Genomic DNA, 15,225 nt, shown 5'->3' with positions numbered 1-15,225 from the left:
CCCGCGAGGGGTGGCCGCCCTTCGGCGTTCCCGCGAAAGGTCAGCGCGCGGTCAGCTCCCAGGCTGTGACGGCCACCGTGGCCACCGCGGCGAGGGCGCCGATGCTGGCGAGCGGCCAGCGGGCGCGCTCCAGCGCGTCGAGCCGTGCCTCGTGGTCGGCGAGCTGCTTGTCGGTCTGGTCGCTGCGCTGCACCAGCAGGGCGAGCGAGCCGTCGACGCGGGCGAAGCCGGCCTCCAGCGTGCCGCGCAGCCGCTCCAGTTCGAGGGCGACGGCGACCGGGTCGTTCGGGTCAGACTCGGTCATCGGCCGCCTCCGGGAGGTCCTCCGGGGCGGCCACGAGGGCGAGCTCCGGGGCCGGGAGCGGCGCGGGCGCCGGTTCGACGCGCAGCCAGGCCGGCAGCAGCACCTGGAAGGCCGGGTAGGCCATCACCCGGGTGAGGGCGCCGGCCGCGGCCAGCGCCCCGGCGACCCAGGGGAGGGTCGCGGGGATGCCGGAGGCGTCGACCAGGGCCGGCAGCAGCACGGCGATGCCGACCGCGGTCTGCAGCACGGTGCGGACCGTGCGCTTGGCGGCTTCGGACATGGGTGGTTCTCCTTGCGTGGGGGTTCGGTGCGGGGGTTACCGGACGTAGGGGACCTTCAGCGCGTTCCAGGAGGCGGGGCCCGGCCAGCCGTCCGCGTCGGTGCCGGAGAAGCCGAGCTTGCGCTGCCAGGCGGCGTACGACTGGCGGTCGGCCTCGGACCAGCGCGGGCTCGGGCCGGTCCGGTAGCGGCCGCAGCCCTCGGCCATGAGCCGGCGGCCCATGGCGGTGACGACGGGGGAGCTGGGGGTGGTCTTGAAGAAGGCGGTCCCGGGGAACGGCTGGTAGCGCGGGGCGGCCGGCTTGGGGGCGGTGGGCTTGGCGGCCGGCGCGGAGCCGAGCCGCTTCTGGACCCGCTCGCGCATGCCGGGCATGCCGAAGCCGCGGGGGTCGTTCTTCCAGTCGGACCACTCGGAGTGGCCGATCACGGAGCGGGCGCCCCAGCCGTGGGCCCGGCACAGGGCCGCCGACACCCGCTCGATGGCGTCGAGCTGGGCGGGCGGCCAGGGGTCGGAGCCGTTGCCGAGGTTGATGCACTCGAAGCCGTAGAAGCGGGCGTTGCCGTCGACGGCGCCGGGGCTGCCCTGGTGCTCGCGCGGGGTGGGCGGGCGGTCCCCGTAGGTCTCGGTGATCACGGCCTGGAGGACGGACGGGTCGCCGCCGCCCGCGTGGTTGGCGCGGCCGCTGGCGACCAGGTGGACCGAGCCGTCCTTGGCGATGACGCCGTGGCAGAGCGGGCCGGGCAGGCCCGCGTACCCGTCGTAGCAGAGCGCGACGGTGTTCTCCGTGCCGGCCGAGACGGTGTGGTGGATCATCACGCCGGTCACGGGCCCCCAGGCGCCGTGGCCGTTGCGGTTGTGGGTGCGCCAGCCGTCGTGCTCGACGACGGTGACGCCTTCGGCGCGGAGCGCGGCGACGAAGCGGTCCGCGGAGAGGGGAGTGGCCATCTGTGTCCTCCGGGCATGCGAAAACCCCGGCCGGATCGGCACGGGGCGTGGGACGTACGGGGGCGGGCGGGGTGCCCGCGGGGTTACGGGGCCGGGGCCGGGGCGGGTGGCGCCGGCGCCCAGGCGGCGCAGAGCGCGGCGTAGGCGGTGCGGCGGGTCTCGAAGTCGGTGAGCGCCGCGGTGACGGCCCGCTGGACGGCGGTCGGGTCGGGGACGACCGGCGCGCCGTCCTGGGCGTTGACCACGACGAGGCCGTTGCCGCGCAGGGCGGCGTCCCCGGCGCCGTTCTCGGCGAAGGCGGCCGAGACGTAGACCGGCGGGTACTGGCCGGTGACCGGGTCCCGGTCCAGGTTGCCGCCGAAGGTGTTGTCGTAGACGCGGATGTCGAGGGTGTGGCCGTTCTCGGTCACGGTGGCGCGGCCGGCGTAGTCGATGGCCACGCCCCACGGCTGGGTGGGGTCGATGTTCATGGGGTGCTCCTCGTGCTCCTGGGCGGGCCGGTCAGCTCTGGGTGCCGTAGATGAGGACCGGCTGGGCGTAGACGGTGCCGCCGCTGGCCAGGGCCTGGATCTCGATCTTCATGGTCTGGCTGAACCGGGTCTTGAAGTCGCCGGGCACCAGGCCGGTGTAGTCGTAGGTGGTGCCCGCGGTGACGGTGGGGCCGAACTGGACGTCGTCGACCATGACCTTCACCTGGCCGGTCGCGCCGCCGGAGGCCGCGGTGCTGAGCGAGATCCGCATCTTCGGCTGCCAGATCGGGTTGAAGGACCGGGCGACGGTGACGAAGGAGCCGCTGGTGGTCTGCGGCCACCGGGTCGTGCTGGTGTCCTTCGGGGGCAGCAGCGCGAGCCAGGGGCGGGCGAGGCCGCCGGTGACGATGTCGTCCGAGAAGATCTCGTGGACGTAGCCGTCGTACATCCGGATCACCGGCCGGTTGGGCACGAAGTTCGGGTCGGGGCGGATCTCGTTGAGCGGCGGGCGGGTGTTGACGGCGGTGGACAGTGCCTTCAGCCGGCGTTCCATCTGGTTGAGCCGGTCGATGATGTCCTCGGGCAGCTGGGGCATCAGGCCTCCTCGAGGTAGAGCTCGGCGGTGTCGGGGCGGCCCCGCTCCGGGGGAGTGATCTTGACGCCGATGATGCGGTAGCGGGCGTCGAGGCCGGTGGAGAACCACTCGTCGGTGATCCGGATGCGGGCCACCCGCCCGAGCAGCGCCGGCGGGACGATCCCGCCGAGGTGGATGCTGATCGCGGGGATCAGCACGGCGCCGCGGGCCTCGGCGAGCTCCGCCGCGGCCACCTGGTTCAGGGTGAGCTGGTCGGCGATCTCGTTGTGGTCCGAGGACAGGTCGATCCGCGGCCAGCCGTCGACGAGCAGTCCGGTGTCGACCTGTTCGGCCGAGGCGAGCGGCCGGGACTCGGTGCCGGCGTTGGAGTTGACCGAGCCGCCGCGGGCCACCGCCGTGGTGCCGCCGCGGGTCGCGTCGTACGGGAAGGAGTAGGACAGGATGACGCCGGGCCGGTCGAAGACCAGGTCGGTGGCGCCGGTACGGATCTTGGTGGAGCCGAGCCGGAGCTGCCGGACGCGCTTGCCGTCCTCCGGGTTCCGGTAGACCAGGATCTGGTACTCGAAGCCGTTCTGGAGGCCGGCGAGCTGGTCCAGGGCCTCCTGGTAGACCGTCTCGTCGCCGTAGCGGTAGCTGATCGTCCGCTTGGTGTCGGAGCTCTCCTCGCCCATCGTGAGGGTGAAGGAGTTCGGCCCCTTGGTGAGCTCGCCCCACAGCTTGCGGGCGATCTCCAGCTGGTCGGTGTCGGTGTAGGCGAGGTCGGTACGGATCCGGCGGCGGGCCGCGTACGAGTCGAAGGTCGCCGCCTGCAGGGACAGGGTCAGCACCCCGCGCCCGCTGGACTGCAGGGTGGTGGTCCAGACGATGCCGCCCCACCACAGGTCGCCGCCGCGCTCCAGGTAGATCGCGGTGCGGCCCTCGCGGACCTTCTTGACCCGGTCGGCGATCTCCTTGTTGGGGACCGGGATGGTGCCGGACAGGGAGCCGGCCTTGCCGATGTAGTCGTCGAAGGAGACGTCCCGCAGCGGCAGGATGTCGATGGTCTGGTCGGTGATCAGGTCGCAGAAGATGGCCCGGTAGGGCGTGTCGAGTGCCATCGCGGGCCTCCTTACAGGACGTAGGTGGCGGAGATGCGGATGTTGCGGCCGGCGGCGAGCTGGCCGTTGGGGGACCAGGTGCGCAGGTCGATCTGCCCGTTGGTGTTGATGTTGGCGCCGCCCGAGCCGAAGCCGTCGCAGGCGACGGCCTCCATGGAGTTGCCGCCGGGCCGCCAGCCGGCCGGGATGACGCACACCGGCTCGTCGCTGATCTGGCCCGTGTTGTCCGCGGTGACGGTGGAGCCGGTGCGGGTGACGGTGACCGTCATCGTGCACAGGCCGCCCTTGGTCCTGCGGCCGTTGAAGGCCACCACCGACCAGTTGGGCAGTCCGGTCGCTCCGGCGGTGGTGGACTCGGTCTCGACGGGCGGCTGGTAGACCACCCAGGAGGTGCCGTTCCAGCGCTGCAGGCTGGTGCCGTTGTCCCGGTACTGGCCGCTGTAGCTGCCGGTGGTGATGGTGCCGCTGGGGGCGATGCCGCCGACCTCCTTGGGATAGGCCACCCAGAGGGTGCCGTCCCAGCGCTGGAGGAAGTGGGCGTTGTCGTTGTCCTGGTACTGGCCCGGGTAGGCGCCGGGCACGCCGCCGTTGTTGTAGACGGGCAGGATGCCGCCCGCCGCGACGACCGTCTGGCGCAGGTCGGTGGAGGCGCCGGCGGCCCAGTCGATGCCGCCGGTGCCGGCCGAGGCGCCCTTCTTGACCTGGACCGAGAAGAGGACCAGCGAGCGGGCCGGGGCGACCGGGGCCACCGGGACGGCCTTGGCCTCGCCCTTGACGATCTCGACGGTGGCCTCGTACTTGCCGAGGGTGTCCACGTCGTTGTCGTAGACGCGGACCACGACGAGGTCGATGCGCGGGTTGAGCGGGTCGCCGTCCGCGAAGGTGATGGTGACGTCCTGGTCGAGGGTGACCGGGTAGGCGCCGTCGTTGTCGGTGCCCTGGATGACGGCCCGGCCGGCGTAGACGATGGCCGTCATCGGGCCGTTGGAGCTCATCCACAGGCCGCCCACGCGGTACTTGCCGTCGTAGGTGCCGGGCAGGATGCCCGAGCGGACGCCCAGGGTGTTGACGGGGGTGGTGGCCCCGAGGTTGGTGATGCGGGTGTGCTGACGGGTCTGACCGGTGGGCAGCAGCCAGCCGGAGCGTACGGGCATGAAGATCTCCTGGAGAGGGGGCGGACGGGACCGGCGGGCGGCTCAGTACTGCGGGGTGACCTGGATGAACGTGTTGTCGAACCAGGCCCGCACATTGGTGTGGGTGGTCCGGTAGTACGCGGTGACCGTGTAGGTCTGGCCCGGCGTCAGGTTGTAGAGGCGCTGGGTGGTCGAGACCGAGACGGCGTCCGTCGGGTCGGCGGACTTCGAGGCCATCGCGGCCAGTTCGTCCTCCACCTCGCGGACCACGGTGGCGCCCTGGGTGATCCGTACGCACATGAACGCCGAGCTGGCGATGCCGGTGGTGCCGGAGGCCAGGCTCAGCTCCATCCGGGAGCCGAAGCTGAGGATCGCCTGCTTGGACTCGGGCGCGACGAAGCTCACCACCAGCGGGTTCTCGGCCCGCTCGACCAGCGCGTTCACGTAGGTCGTCGAGACCGTGTAACCGGCGTCCAGCGAGTCGTTGAAGTACGGGCCCGGGTAGGCCGGCGCCCACGCCGCGCCGGTCCAGCGCTGCAGCGGGCCGTCGGCGACGGCGCGGTACTGGCCGGTGTACGAGCCCGGGCTCGCGGTCGGCACCGAGGTCGGCACGACACCGCCGACGGCCTGCGGGTACGCGACCCACTTGCCGCCGTCCCAGCGCTGGAACTGGTTGTTCGGGGTGTCCTGGTACTGGCCCGGGTAGGCGCCCGGCAGCACCGCGTTCTCGACGGGCAGGATGCCGCCCGCGGCGACGACCGTCGTGCGCAGGTCCTTCAGCGAGGTGTTCCACGGGATGCCGCCGTTGCCGGCGCTGGCGCCGGCCGGGACCAGCACCTCGTACAGCGGGAGGCTGCGGGGCGGGGCGGCCGGGGCCTTCGGGGCCTGCTCGGGGACGCCCTGGATGACCTCGACCACGGCCTCGTTGCGGTTCAGCCCGTCGTACAGCTTGTCGTAGATCTTCAGGACGACCAGGTCGACCCGGCCGTACTGGGCGTTGCCCACGGCGAAGGTGACCGGCTCGGCCGCGGGCAGGGTCACCGGGTAGGCGCCCTGGGAGATGTCGCCCTGGATGACGGCGCGGCCCTCCGCGACGGTGGCCGTCATGGCCGAGACGCCCGTCATCCAGAAGCCGGAGAGCCGCCACTGGCCGCTGTAGGAACCCGGCAGGATGCCGGAACGGACCTGGACGGGGTTGACCAGGGTGGTCGGGGTCTGGGTGAGGCGGGTGTCCTCGCGGGTCTGGCCGGTCTCGAGGGTCCAGCTGCTGCGCAGGTTCATGCGGTTCTCCTATCGGGAAGCGGTGGGGGTCAGGACTTGAGCCACTCGGCGGTGAGGGTGCAGGCGTAGCCGGAGCCGCCCAGCGTCTTGATCGCCGCGGTGTGGTTGTGGAACCCGGCGAGCTGGAGCGTGTCGCCGGCGACGAGCCGCATGAGGCCCGTACCGCCGACGGAGATGGCGCCGTTGCCGGCGGGGACGAGCCAGGTCGTACGGGACTGGCCGACGCCGCTGACCATGATCCGGGCACCCCGCATGCCGGTCTGGGAGTCGTTCTGCCAGGTGGCCTGGCCGGAGACGCTCCACCAGCCGGTGCGCGGCACGACGTAGGTGTTGGCGCTCTTCCAGCCGGCGGCGTCGTCGATCTCGACCGTCGGCAGGTTGAGCACGGTCCAGGTGTTGGGCGGCACGGTCTGCTGCTCGCCGGACAGCCACTGGGTGGCGCCGAAGAGGATCTTGGCCGTGCCCTCGGCGTACTGCCAGGTCGTGCCGTCCCAGCGCTGCAGGCTCGTGCCGTTGTCCCGGTACTGGCCGGTGTAGCTGCCGGTCGACAGCAGGGAGCCGGGCGCGATGCCGCCGATCGCCTTCGGGTACGAGATCCAGGTCGCGCCGTCCCAGCGCTGGAGCATGCCGCCGGCGTCGCGGTACTGGCCGACGTACGCGCCCTTGAAGCCGCTGGTCGGCAGGATGCCGCCGAGCGCGACCACGGGCCAGTGCTGGGTGGCGTACCCGCCGGTGGTCCAGGCGATGCCGCCGGTGCCGGCGGAGGTGCCCTTCGGGACGGTCACCGTGTAGAGCGGCAGGGTGCTGCCGGGGCCGCTCGGCGGGGCGACCGGGGTGGCCGACGGGGTGCCCTTGACCAGGCGCACGACGGCCGTGGTGGTGCCGGTCTTGTCGTAGTCGTCGTCGATGACGGCCAGTTCGATCAGGTCGATCCGGCCGTACTGCGGATCACCGTCGTCGATGGTGACGGTCTCCGGGGTGACGGCGCTGACCAGGTAGGCACCCTGCTTGGTGTCCTTGCCCTGGACGATCGCCCGCCCGGTGCCGATGGCGCACTGCATGGCGGCCGTCGGGGTCAGGACGAAGCCGCCCGGCACGATGCCCGGGCGGGAGCGGAGCGGGGTCTCCTCGGGGCTCTGGCCGCTCGGGGTGAGCAGTGCGGCCAGGGTGAGACGGGTGTCCTCGCGGGTCTGGCCCGTGGGCTGGAGCCAGGCGGCCTTGACGGTCATGGTTCACCTCTCTGCGGGGTTCTCGGCGGGACGTCGGTCACCATTCGGCGCTGCGCCAGCGGATCGTCATGAGCGCGTCCGGGGTGGCGTAGTCGGGCCGGAACGCCAGCTCGGTGCGGCCCGGTTCGAGGAGGAACAGCTCCTCCGGGCTGGAGTCGGCCATCGCGGTGTGCCGGCGGGAGGCGGTGTTGTTCAGCATCACGGTGCCGTTGGCGGTGTCGACGACGAGCTCGTCGCCGGCCGCCAGGTCGATCGCGTACCGCAGCCGGCGCCTGCTGACCCGCTCGGTGACGGTCGGCATGGAGCAGGGGCCGCGGAAGACGATCACCGGGTGGGTGGGCGCGGAGCCGGTGTTGTCGGCGATGGCGTCGCCGGTCGACTTGGCCTGGCCCCAGTTGAGCGGCCAGACCAGCGGCCAGGTCAGGCCGCTCTCGGGCTGCGGCGGGGTGGTGGAGGCGGACTGCTCGTTGACGGCGTAGCGGCGCGGGTCGGAGGCGAGCCACTGGATCGACATCTTCGAGCTGCCCTGGGTGGCGAAGCCCTGGTCGGCGGGGACCACGCGCTGCGCGATCCGGGCGCGTACGGCGAGCAGTTCGCCGTGCAGCCGGACGGTGAGCCAGCGCTCCTCGTCCAGCAGGGCGAGCGCCTGGCGCAGGGCGCGGATCGCCTCGCCGGCCTGGTTCCACTCCGGGACCAGCACGATCGTGCCGCCGATCTTGCGCGGCTTGGCGTACCGCGAGCCGGGCCAGGCGCCGTGCGAGGTGGGCCGGTCGGCGTCGGAGGAGTCGTACTCGGGCAGGTCCTCCCAGCCCTGGAGCCCGCTCCGGTCGACGGCGAACGGCGTGCCGGGCCCGATGAGGAGCCCGGCCCACTGCATCTGCCCGTCCTGGGTGATGAGCGAGCCGGGCGCGAGGTCGGCGGTGAAGTTGCTTCCGGCATAGGGGGTGGTGGTCTCGGCCATGAGGCCGTCACCTCACTTCTGAGGGGTGTCGGGTGGGTGGGCGCCTCAGGCGTGGGCGGCCATGAGGAAGAGCAGGTCCTCGGCGGTGGACCGGGGGCCGGCACCGGCGTCCTCGTGGAAGTCCCGGATGCGGTGGGGCTGCCGTGGCGCCTCGGTGATCGCCGGGACGCGGCGGTTGTCGAGGTCGGTGACGGGGTCGATGCGCGGCGCGGAGTCGGCGCCGGGGAAGACGACACCGCCTTCGGCGAGCATGGGGATCTTCGGGATGTCGACGCCGAAGTGCTTGCCGAGGAAGTCGAAGCTCAGCTTGTTGAGGCCGTCGATGATCCAGTTGGCGAAGGCGATGAGGCCCTTGATGGGCCCCGTCACCACGCCGCTGACCGAGGTCAGCGCGCCCTTGATGAGCTCGCCGAAGCCGTGCATGGCGCCGCCGACGGCGGTGTTGGCGGAGCGGAAGAAGCCGGGCACTTGGTCGGTGAAGAAGGAGAGCATCGGCTGGACGGCGTTGCGGATCCCGCCCATGGCGCCGGAGGCGATGCCACGGAGGGCGTTGGAGGAGGACGAGACGGAGGAACCGGTGCCGGAGAAGCCGCCGACGGCCGCGCCGATGACGGTCAGGGCGCCGGTGATGACCGTGAGGTAGCCCTGGAAGTACGTCATGACGGCGTTGCCGACGAACTCCATGACCGGCTGGAGGTACTTCCAGATCGACTCGAAGCCCTTGAACGCCTGCTTCATGACCTGCTCGATGATGCGCTGCCCGGCCTCGCTGTTCATCGCGTACTCGATGAGCCAGGCGGCGACCGGCACCAGGATGCCGACGAGGAAGCCGAGCGGGTTGGCCCGCATGGCGACGTTGACGGCCATCATGACGACGGAGGCGACGGTCATCACCATGCCGAACTTGTCCATCAGCCCGGTGATGATGTCGGTGATGGGGAGCATCGGCAGGAGGATGGTGAGGATCCCGCCGAGCCCCTTGCCGAGCTTGCCGAAGACGCCGTTGGCCTTGCCGGCTTTGTCGCCGAAGGACTTGACGCCGTTCGCCGTGCCGGGCTTGCCGAGCTTGCCGAGCGAGGCGCCGGCCGTCGAGGCGTTCCGTCCGAAGTCGCTCACGGAACCGGCCGCGTTCCGTGCCGCGGCGCCGAGCCGGTCGACACCACCGGCAGCCTGCCGTACGGCGTCCTTGATCCGCCGCACCGTGACGACCGCCTGTCCGGCGCTGCGGCCCAGCGTGGCGAACCCGGACGCGCTCCCCCTCAACGGGTCGAGCGGCATGGCCGCGGCGGCACTCATCCGCGCGCCTTGGCCAGGTACATCAGGGCGTCGGCGGTGGACTGCGGGTCGCTGTTACGGGCCGCGTGGTAGTTCTCGATGTGCAGCCCGACGCCGCCGCCCTGGCCGGACTGCATCTGCGCCGACATGCGGGCGCGGCGGGCGGTGAGGGCGAGCAGCCGGTCCAGCTTGGAGAGCGGGAGCACGGCCTCGGCCTCGCCGGCCTCGGCGATGATCGCCGGGACACCGCCGGCGCGCGGCATGACGACACCACCGGTGGCGAGCATCGGGATGGTGGGCACGCTGACGCCGAAGGTCTTGCCGCCGACGATCGGCACCCAGCCGGGAACGCTGACCTTGACCCGGTTGACGGCGCTGATCATGCGGTTGATCAGCCCGATGATGGAGTTGATCGGGCCGGAGACGCCGCTCTTGATGCCGTTGAACGCTCGGGACGCGATGTCCTTGAGGCCGTTCCAGATGGACGACATCTTGTCCTTGACGGCCTGGAAGGCGCTGGGGATCGCGCTCTTGATCCAGTTGACCACCGGGGTGATGACGGCCTTGATGCCGTTCCAGACGGAGCTGATGACCGTCTTGATCGCCTTCATCACGGTGGTGATGACGGTCTTCCAGATGTTCACGTAGGTCTTGACGACGGTCGCGACGGCCTTGACCACGGTGGAGATGGCGCTCTTGATGCCGTTCCAGACCGTCTTGATCAGTGCGCCGGCGCTCTTCATGATCGGGCCGATGGCCTTCATGACGGCGCTGATGACGACCTTGATGGCGTCGAACGCCTTCTTCATGATCGTCTGCATCGTCTTCGAGCGGGACGCCATCTCGACGATCTTCTCGATGAGCGGCATGAACAGCTCGATCAGGCGGGCCAGGAAGTTGCCCTTCATGGACTTGTTGAGCTTGTCCTGGCCCTTCGCCGCCTTGCCCGCGCCGGACTCGTACTTGCCGAGCTTCGTTCCGGCGCTCTGGCCGGTCTGGCCGGCCTTGGTCATGGACCGCTCGGCCTGGTCGGACGCGGTCTTCAGGCTCTTCAGCTGACCGGAGGTCCCCTGGGATGCGGTCTGCAGCGAACGCAGCCCGGTCTCGCCGGTGCGGGCCTTCTGCCGGATGCCGTCGGTGGCGCGGGCCGCTTCCGCGGCCTTGTCCTTGAAACTCTTGAGCGCGTTGGAGCTCGACGTCAGTGACTTGACGAGAGACATGGATCCCTCACTTCTCAGATGGGTTGATCGTCAGAGGGCGCCGAGAGACGCGATGAGCTGGTCGACCGCGCTGCGGAGGTTCTTCACGTCCTTGGCCACGGGGCCCACCGTCGGCTTCTGGGCGTCGACGCCCTGGTGGTTCGGTCGGAGCCCGGTGCGGTCGTTGCGGGCGGTGGTGGCGCTGTCCCTGGCGCCGCGCAGCGCCTTGAGGATCTTGTCGATGTCCTGTTCGTTCTTGCCGACGCGCTTCGGCAGACCCTTGAGGTCCTCCTGGAGCTTCTTCTCGGCGGCTTTCGCCTTCTCGGCCTCTTTCGCGTCCTCCGCTTCCTTCTTCTTCCGCTCCTTGGCCTTTTCCCGGAGGATCTGGTCCTTCAGCTTTTCGAAGAGGCTTCCGCTGCCCCGGCTCGTCAGCTTCGTGAAGATCTTCTGGGCCTTTTCGATGCCGGTCCGGAGCTTGAGGAAGTTCCAGACGTTCTTCTCGTCGATCTTCTTCAGGAGAGTCAGGTCGATCTTGATGGCCTGGATGTCGAACTTGACGAGGGTCCCGGTGGCGGCCAGGCCGAAGACCAGGTAGCGGAACTCCTTGAACTTGTTGGACATGTCCAACAGCTTCGTGTCGATGCCCGCCAGCCGGGCGGCCACGTTCTGACCCTGGGGAAGGTTCCCCATCTGGGTGGTGAGCGTCTGAATGCTGGTCGCGTGGGCGTTGACATCGGCCCTGAGGATGCCGATTTCTTTCTCGGCGGCGGCGACGTCCTGATCCAACTGCTTGAGATCTCGTGCCATTTCACCTCGTCCTCTGCTTGAGAGGGATGCAAAAAACCCGACCCCTGCCGGGGTCGGGTTTCGATTCCTTGTGTCTTGTGTCAGCGGATGAGCGCGGACGCGGATCCGACGAGGGCGGCGACTGCCGGGACGGCAGGGGTTTCCGTGGTCGGGCGGCGGGGGCTCATGGTGTGGCGCTCGTGGTCCCGTGCTTGCCCGGGTTCAGTGGTGCCCCGGGTTCGGCGGGAGAGGAGGGTTCAGCGGGAGACGCGGCGGAGTTCGGCGAGGGCGTCGGTCCAGCCGGCCGTGTAGGCACGGATCTCCAGGGCCGAGGCCTCGGCGTCGAGCGTGTCGATCAGGGCGAGCTTGTCGAGGGGGCCGGGGCCTCGGAGCAACGCTTCGACGCGGTCGCGGAACGTGTTCCCGGTGTGGCTTCCCCCGGCCTGAGACGTCATGGTGGTGCCCTGCCTTCCGGTGTCGAACAAGTGAGCGATAGTCATTCTCGAACAAGAGTTCGAGCTTTGTCGAGTCGAAACGCCCGCCGAGGCGTGCTGATCAGGCCACTCCCCTGGATGAGGTCCAGATCGGAGCCGGTGTTCGAACCGGGGTACCCTGGACGATGCGTTCCCCAGACCTGACACAGTCGGGGGGCGACGGGGCGCGAGGGGCGCGCGGGGGGACCCCAGGGGGCTGGAAGGCAGTGCTGACGCATGGACACGGAGCCGGGGGCTAGCCGGCGGGAACGGGGCGTCGACTGGCTCGAATCCCACCCGGACCTGCCGCATCTCTTCGCCCGCCTCGCCGAACTCGTCCATGTCGAGGGCTACGCGCCGGAGGACCTCGTCGTCCTGCCGCGTGCCGAGGTCGACCGGCGGGAGACCGCCGCGTTCACCGGCGGATGGGCCGAAGCTGTCGCGGACGAACTCCCGCGGATCCGCCGCGAGTACGAGAAGCGGGTGGGCGACGCCTACACCCAGGGACAGGCCGACGCCCGCGGCCTCCGGCGCCCGGAACGGCGCACCGACCCGAACCCCGACGGGGCCCGGGTCATCACGCTGCCCTTCGCCCGACTGCTCGAACCGCCGGCCTCGCTCGTCCAGGCCGAGGAGCGGGTGCGCCTGGAGCGCCGGCTGTTCGACCAGCGGGCCGAGCACGCCTACCCGGACGAGTCCGGGGCCCGGCCCGAGTCCGAGGCCCGGCCCGAGCCCGCTCCCGAACAGGAACCCGACTCCGCGGGGGAACCGGAGGAGGGACCCGCGCGCCGGCCCGAAGCCGAACGCGGGCAGGGGCCGGAACAGGAGGCCGGGGCCGGGCCCTCCGCGACACCCGAACGCCGCCCCCGCCGTGCCGCCCAGCCGGTCCGCAAGGTCGTCCGCGGCAAGGGCGGGCGTCCGATCGTGCCGCCGCTGACCAGCGTGCCCGCCCAGGACCGGCGCGGCGGCGAACCCGCCGACCCGGACGCCCGCGCGCGTGCGCGTGGGCGCCGCCTGTCCGACCGGGCCAAGGCCCTGGAGCAGGAGCTGGGCGTCGAGCAAGCACGGGAAGTGCCCCCGGAGCCCGCTCCCTGACGGGAACGGGCGCCGGGGGCCATGGGGGTGGCCGGCCGGGGACGGCCGGGCGGAGGGTCAGCCGAAGAAGCGGGCGAGCGCCGTCGGTGAGATCGTCTCGGCGTTCGTCCTCGAAGGGCCCCCCGCTCCGTGACCGTCCCCGTCGTGCTCGCCGTGCCCGTCGTTCTCGTCGTCCTCATCGTCCTTGAGGCCGGGACGGGGGATCGGCTGCGGAGGATCGGGGGTCTCGTCGTCCTCGCCCGTGTTCACGGCCTGGAACATCCAGTTGGCGACGGCGAGATGGTCCACCGCGGCAGCCATCAGGTGGTCGGTGATCGACCACTCCGCGGACTCCCCGTGCAGATCGCGCTGCACGGCGCCGTCCTGCGGCAGATGCTTGATCATGACCATCAGGCGTCTGCTCGACAGTTCTCCGCGATGCCAGTCGAGGAGGTCCGTCCCGTAGTAGCGGAGCAGGTCCGCCTCGAGTGCCTCGGCGTGTTCGTCGACGAACTCGACGAGGCTCAGTCTTCCCCCAGGCCGAGCCCGGTCTCCGCGCCGTAGGCCTCCAGGATGGCGCCGACGTCCTGCATGGTGACCTCGTGCTCCTCGAAGCGGGCGTACTGCTCCGCACCCATCAGGAGTTCGAGCAGGCCGTCCACGTCGTTGTCGTCGAGCTGGCGCAGGGCCTTGGCCGTCTTGCGCGAGAGCTCGGTGGGAAGCGTGTAGGACTCGCCGTCCAGCTCGAAGGACCAGGTGCGACCGTGGGCCTCCAGGCGCTGGGCGCGAGCGGCGTTGACGTCGAAGCGGGTCATGGTGATGCGTACTCCTTGGTCGGGTGGTGCGGGCTGCGGAGAAAAGGGGCGGGGCGGGACGGCGGTGGGCCGTCCCGCCCCGGGTGGAGAAGGATCAGACGGTCGCGGAGTACTGGCTGTCCTTCATGATGAAGGTGGCCAGCGGCTTGCCGTCGCCCTTCGACATGGCCGTGAAGGTGACGCCCAGCTGGGACGCGGCCTTGCGGCCCAGCTTGATGTCGTCGGTCGCGGTGACCTGGCCGTTCGGGATGATGAAGCGGTACTTGACCACGGTCGTGCCACCGGCCTTGACGTCGGTGAACTCGAGGCCGAGGGCGCGCACGTCCGCGAACGGACGCTCGGCGATCTCGTAGCGGTAGGTGTCGACCGCCGGGGCCGCGTCCTGCTTGACGGCGTCGCCGCCCATGAAGAACGGCAGCGTGTCCTCGTTGAACTGCAGCATCGAGAACTTCAGCGACAGGTCACGGGCCGAGTAGATGTAGTGGATCGGGGAGACCGACTGCCACGAGTCGATGGCCTCCAGCTTGTCCTTCTTGGAGAAGGTGACGCCGTCGCTGGAGGTGAAGCCGAGGTCCTTCCAGCCCGCGCCCGACCAGTCGGTGGCGGAGTCGGCGCCGAAGGAGGTCGGGGCGGCGTTGCCCGCGGTGGCGACGTAGAGCTTGCCGGCACCTGCGACGCGGATCTCGGCGGAGTTGTTTCCTGCCATGGTGGTGTTTCTCCTTGATGAGAGGGTGAGGGCACCGCCCCGGACCGTCGGGGTCCGGGTACGGCAAAGGCCCCGCCGGACGGCAGGGCCTGGTCTGTGGGGGCGGCCGGCACGGGGGTGACGGCCTGCGCGGGACCGTCAGGGAGCGACGGTCAGGGAGAGCTGGATGAGGCAGAGGTAGCGGTTGGCGCCCCGGTAGAGGTAGTCGGGCGTCCAGCGCGGACCGTCCATCTCCTCCACGTCCTGGACGAGGCTGTTGCCGAGCGGCTTGCCGAGCGTGCCCAGCAGCGACTTGCGGGCGGCGTTGGCGAGCAGATGGGCCGCGGGCTTGGTCGGCGCGTAGACCTCGAACTCGATCAGCGGCTTGTCCAGGTGCAGGTCGCCGATCCAGGCGCCGCCGCGGCGGTTGACGAGGACCGCGCTCTGGGTCCCGTCGAAACCGGCCGGGGCCTGGGCGGCGACCGAGGCACCGGCCAGCGCCGGGTCGGCCTTGAGGACGTCGACGACCAGCTTCTCGACGTCCGGGAACGCACTCGGGGGAGTGGTCATGACGGTTCTCCTCGAAGGAAGGCGGGAGGGGAGAGGGGGTGGTGCGGGTGGTG

At 70.9% G+C, this 15,225-nt stretch carries 19 protein-coding genes; 1 reads left to right on the top strand and 18 read right to left on the bottom strand.

What is annotated here, in order from left to right; translation table 11 throughout:
* Positions 1 to 40 precede the first annotated feature (40 nt).
* The 14 genes from ABD981_RS16725 to ABD981_RS16660 all read right to left on the bottom strand — a co-directional run bounded on the left by ABD981_RS16725 (position 41) and on the right by ABD981_RS16660 (position 12,010).
* On the bottom strand, positions 41 to 304 hold the full coding sequence (locus tag ABD981_RS16725; protein WP_046908218.1) for a hypothetical protein: 264 nt from the start codon (positions 302 to 304) through the stop codon (positions 41 to 43).
* Positions 291 to 584, bottom strand: coding sequence for a hypothetical protein (locus tag ABD981_RS16720; protein WP_240495254.1), 294 nt, complete (start codon positions 582 to 584; stop codon positions 291 to 293). Before ABD981_RS16720 ends, ABD981_RS16725 begins: the two co-directional genes overlap by 14 nt.
* Before the next feature lie 36 nt (positions 585 to 620).
* Positions 621 to 1,529 carry a peptidoglycan-binding protein gene (locus tag ABD981_RS16715; RefSeq protein ID WP_046908219.1) on the bottom strand — a complete coding sequence of 303 codons (909 nt, stop codon included), beginning with the start codon at positions 1,527 to 1,529 and terminating at the stop codon, positions 621 to 623.
* Positions 1,530 to 1,612: 83 nt separating this feature from the next.
* Positions 1,613 to 1,999 (bottom strand): hypothetical protein, encoded by a 387-nt coding sequence (locus ABD981_RS16710; RefSeq protein ID WP_046908220.1) that lies wholly within the window; start codon positions 1,997 to 1,999, stop codon positions 1,613 to 1,615.
* Positions 2,000 to 2,030: 31 nt separating this feature from the next.
* The gene (locus ABD981_RS16705) at positions 2,031 to 2,594 is read right to left on the bottom strand and encodes a hypothetical protein (protein ID WP_046908221.1); all 564 of its coding nucleotides are present in this window, start codon (positions 2,592 to 2,594) and stop codon (positions 2,031 to 2,033) included.
* Positions 2,594 to 3,691, bottom strand: a complete 1,098-nt coding sequence (locus tag ABD981_RS16700) for a hypothetical protein (RefSeq protein ID WP_046908222.1) — start codon at positions 3,689 to 3,691, stop codon at positions 2,594 to 2,596. Before ABD981_RS16700 ends, ABD981_RS16705 begins: the two co-directional genes overlap by 1 nt.
* A gap of 11 nt (positions 3,692 to 3,702) precedes the next feature.
* Positions 3,703 to 4,845 (bottom strand): hypothetical protein, encoded by a 1,143-nt coding sequence (locus tag ABD981_RS16695; protein ID WP_046908223.1) that lies wholly within the window; start codon positions 4,843 to 4,845, stop codon positions 3,703 to 3,705.
* A gap of 42 nt (positions 4,846 to 4,887) precedes the next feature.
* A complete protein-coding gene (locus tag ABD981_RS16690; RefSeq protein WP_046908224.1) occupies positions 4,888 to 6,105 on the bottom strand; it encodes a hypothetical protein in 1,218 nt (405 codons plus the stop codon).
* A 29-nt stretch (positions 6,106 to 6,134) separates the two neighbouring features.
* Positions 6,135 to 7,334 (bottom strand): hypothetical protein, encoded by a 1,200-nt coding sequence (locus ABD981_RS16685; protein ID WP_046908225.1) that lies wholly within the window; start codon positions 7,332 to 7,334, stop codon positions 6,135 to 6,137.
* A gap of 37 nt (positions 7,335 to 7,371) precedes the next feature.
* Positions 7,372 to 8,295, bottom strand: coding sequence for a phage distal tail protein (locus tag ABD981_RS16680; protein WP_046908226.1), 924 nt, complete (start codon positions 8,293 to 8,295; stop codon positions 7,372 to 7,374).
* A gap of 45 nt (positions 8,296 to 8,340) precedes the next feature.
* Positions 8,341 to 9,591, bottom strand: a complete 1,251-nt coding sequence (locus ABD981_RS16675; RefSeq protein ID WP_046908227.1) for a hypothetical protein — start codon at positions 9,589 to 9,591, stop codon at positions 8,341 to 8,343.
* A complete protein-coding gene (locus tag ABD981_RS16670; protein WP_046908228.1) occupies positions 9,588 to 10,790 on the bottom strand; it encodes a phage tail protein in 1,203 nt (400 codons plus the stop codon). Before ABD981_RS16670 ends, ABD981_RS16675 begins: the two co-directional genes overlap by 4 nt.
* Positions 10,791 to 10,820: 30 nt before the next feature.
* Positions 10,821 to 11,576, bottom strand: a complete 756-nt coding sequence (locus ABD981_RS16665; protein WP_131723871.1) for a hypothetical protein — start codon at positions 11,574 to 11,576, stop codon at positions 10,821 to 10,823.
* A gap of 236 nt (positions 11,577 to 11,812) precedes the next feature.
* The gene (locus ABD981_RS16660; protein WP_046908304.1) at positions 11,813 to 12,010 is read right to left on the bottom strand and encodes a hypothetical protein; all 198 of its coding nucleotides are present in this window, start codon (positions 12,008 to 12,010) and stop codon (positions 11,813 to 11,815) included.
* A gap of 255 nt (positions 12,011 to 12,265) precedes the next feature.
* Here ABD981_RS16660 and ABD981_RS16655 point away from each other — a divergent pair, with 255 nt between their 5' ends.
* The gene (locus ABD981_RS16655; protein WP_123954532.1) at positions 12,266 to 13,123 is read left to right on the top strand and encodes a hypothetical protein; all 858 of its coding nucleotides are present in this window, start codon (positions 12,266 to 12,268) and stop codon (positions 13,121 to 13,123) included.
* A 57-nt stretch (positions 13,124 to 13,180) separates the two neighbouring features.
* Here ABD981_RS16655 and ABD981_RS16650 read toward each other — a convergent pair whose 3' ends face one another.
* The 4 genes from ABD981_RS16650 to ABD981_RS16635 all read right to left on the bottom strand — a co-directional run bounded on the left by ABD981_RS16650 (position 13,181) and on the right by ABD981_RS16635 (position 15,172).
* Positions 13,181 to 13,507 carry a hypothetical protein gene (locus ABD981_RS16650; protein WP_240495255.1) on the bottom strand — a complete coding sequence of 109 codons (327 nt, stop codon included), beginning with the start codon at positions 13,505 to 13,507 and terminating at the stop codon, positions 13,181 to 13,183.
* Positions 13,508 to 13,626: 119 nt separating this feature from the next.
* Positions 13,627 to 13,917 carry a hypothetical protein gene (locus tag ABD981_RS16645; protein WP_046908232.1) on the bottom strand — a complete coding sequence of 97 codons (291 nt, stop codon included), beginning with the start codon at positions 13,915 to 13,917 and terminating at the stop codon, positions 13,627 to 13,629.
* A gap of 94 nt (positions 13,918 to 14,011) precedes the next feature.
* Complete coding sequence (locus tag ABD981_RS16640; RefSeq protein ID WP_046908233.1) at positions 14,012 to 14,623, bottom strand: phage tail tube protein; 612 nt, start codon at positions 14,621 to 14,623, stop codon at positions 14,012 to 14,014.
* Between the two features lie 138 nt (positions 14,624 to 14,761).
* Positions 14,762 to 15,172 carry a hypothetical protein gene (locus ABD981_RS16635; protein ID WP_046908234.1) on the bottom strand — a complete coding sequence of 137 codons (411 nt, stop codon included), beginning with the start codon at positions 15,170 to 15,172 and terminating at the stop codon, positions 14,762 to 14,764.
* Positions 15,173 to 15,225 lie beyond the last annotated feature (53 nt).

The sequence above is a fragment of the Streptomyces showdoensis genome, from assembly GCF_039535475.1.
GTDB lineage: Bacteria > Actinomycetota > Actinomycetes > Streptomycetales > Streptomycetaceae > Streptomyces > Streptomyces showdoensis.
This window is presented reverse-complemented; position numbering and strand designations above follow the sequence as displayed.

Coding starts and splice junctions, on each gene's coding strand:
- ABD981_RS16725 (WP_046908218.1), bottom strand. CDS start 304: ATGACCGAGTCTGACCCGAACGACCCGGTCGCCGTCGCCCTCGAACTG.
- ABD981_RS16720 (WP_240495254.1), bottom strand. CDS start 584: ATGTCCGAAGCCGCCAAGCGCACGGTCCGCACCGTGCTGCAGACCGCG.
- ABD981_RS16715 (WP_046908219.1), bottom strand. CDS start 1,529: ATGGCCACTCCCCTCTCCGCGGACCGCTTCGTCGCCGCGCTCCGCGCC.
- ABD981_RS16710 (WP_046908220.1), bottom strand. CDS start 1,999: ATGAACATCGACCCCACCCAGCCGTGGGGCGTGGCCATCGACTACGCC.
- ABD981_RS16705 (WP_046908221.1), bottom strand. CDS start 2,594: ATGCCCCAGCTGCCCGAGGACATCATCGACCGGCTCAACCAGATGGAA.
- ABD981_RS16700 (WP_046908222.1), bottom strand. CDS start 3,691: ATGGCACTCGACACGCCCTACCGGGCCATCTTCTGCGACCTGATCACC.
- ABD981_RS16695 (WP_046908223.1), bottom strand. CDS start 4,845: ATGCCCGTACGCTCCGGCTGGCTGCTGCCCACCGGTCAGACCCGTCAG.
- ABD981_RS16690 (WP_046908224.1), bottom strand. CDS start 6,105: ATGAACCTGCGCAGCAGCTGGACCCTCGAGACCGGCCAGACCCGCGAG.
- ABD981_RS16685 (WP_046908225.1), bottom strand. CDS start 7,334: ATGACCGTCAAGGCCGCCTGGCTCCAGCCCACGGGCCAGACCCGCGAG.
- ABD981_RS16680 (WP_046908226.1), bottom strand. CDS start 8,295: ATGGCCGAGACCACCACCCCCTATGCCGGAAGCAACTTCACCGCCGAC.
- ABD981_RS16675 (WP_046908227.1), bottom strand. CDS start 9,591: ATGAGTGCCGCCGCGGCCATGCCGCTCGACCCGTTGAGGGGGAGCGCG.
- ABD981_RS16670 (WP_046908228.1), bottom strand. CDS start 10,790: ATGTCTCTCGTCAAGTCACTGACGTCGAGCTCCAACGCGCTCAAGAGT.
- ABD981_RS16665 (WP_131723871.1), bottom strand. CDS start 11,576: ATGGCACGAGATCTCAAGCAGTTGGATCAGGACGTCGCCGCCGCCGAG.
- ABD981_RS16660 (WP_046908304.1), bottom strand. CDS start 12,010: ATGACGTCTCAGGCCGGGGGAAGCCACACCGGGAACACGTTCCGCGAC.
- ABD981_RS16655 (WP_123954532.1), top strand. CDS start 12,266: ATGGACACGGAGCCGGGGGCTAGCCGGCGGGAACGGGGCGTCGACTGG.
- ABD981_RS16650 (WP_240495255.1), bottom strand. CDS start 13,507: ATGATCAAGCATCTGCCGCAGGACGGCGCCGTGCAGCGCGATCTGCAC.
- ABD981_RS16645 (WP_046908232.1), bottom strand. CDS start 13,917: ATGACCCGCTTCGACGTCAACGCCGCTCGCGCCCAGCGCCTGGAGGCC.
- ABD981_RS16640 (WP_046908233.1), bottom strand. CDS start 14,623: ATGGCAGGAAACAACTCCGCCGAGATCCGCGTCGCAGGTGCCGGCAAG.
- ABD981_RS16635 (WP_046908234.1), bottom strand. CDS start 15,172: ATGACCACTCCCCCGAGTGCGTTCCCGGACGTCGAGAAGCTGGTCGTC.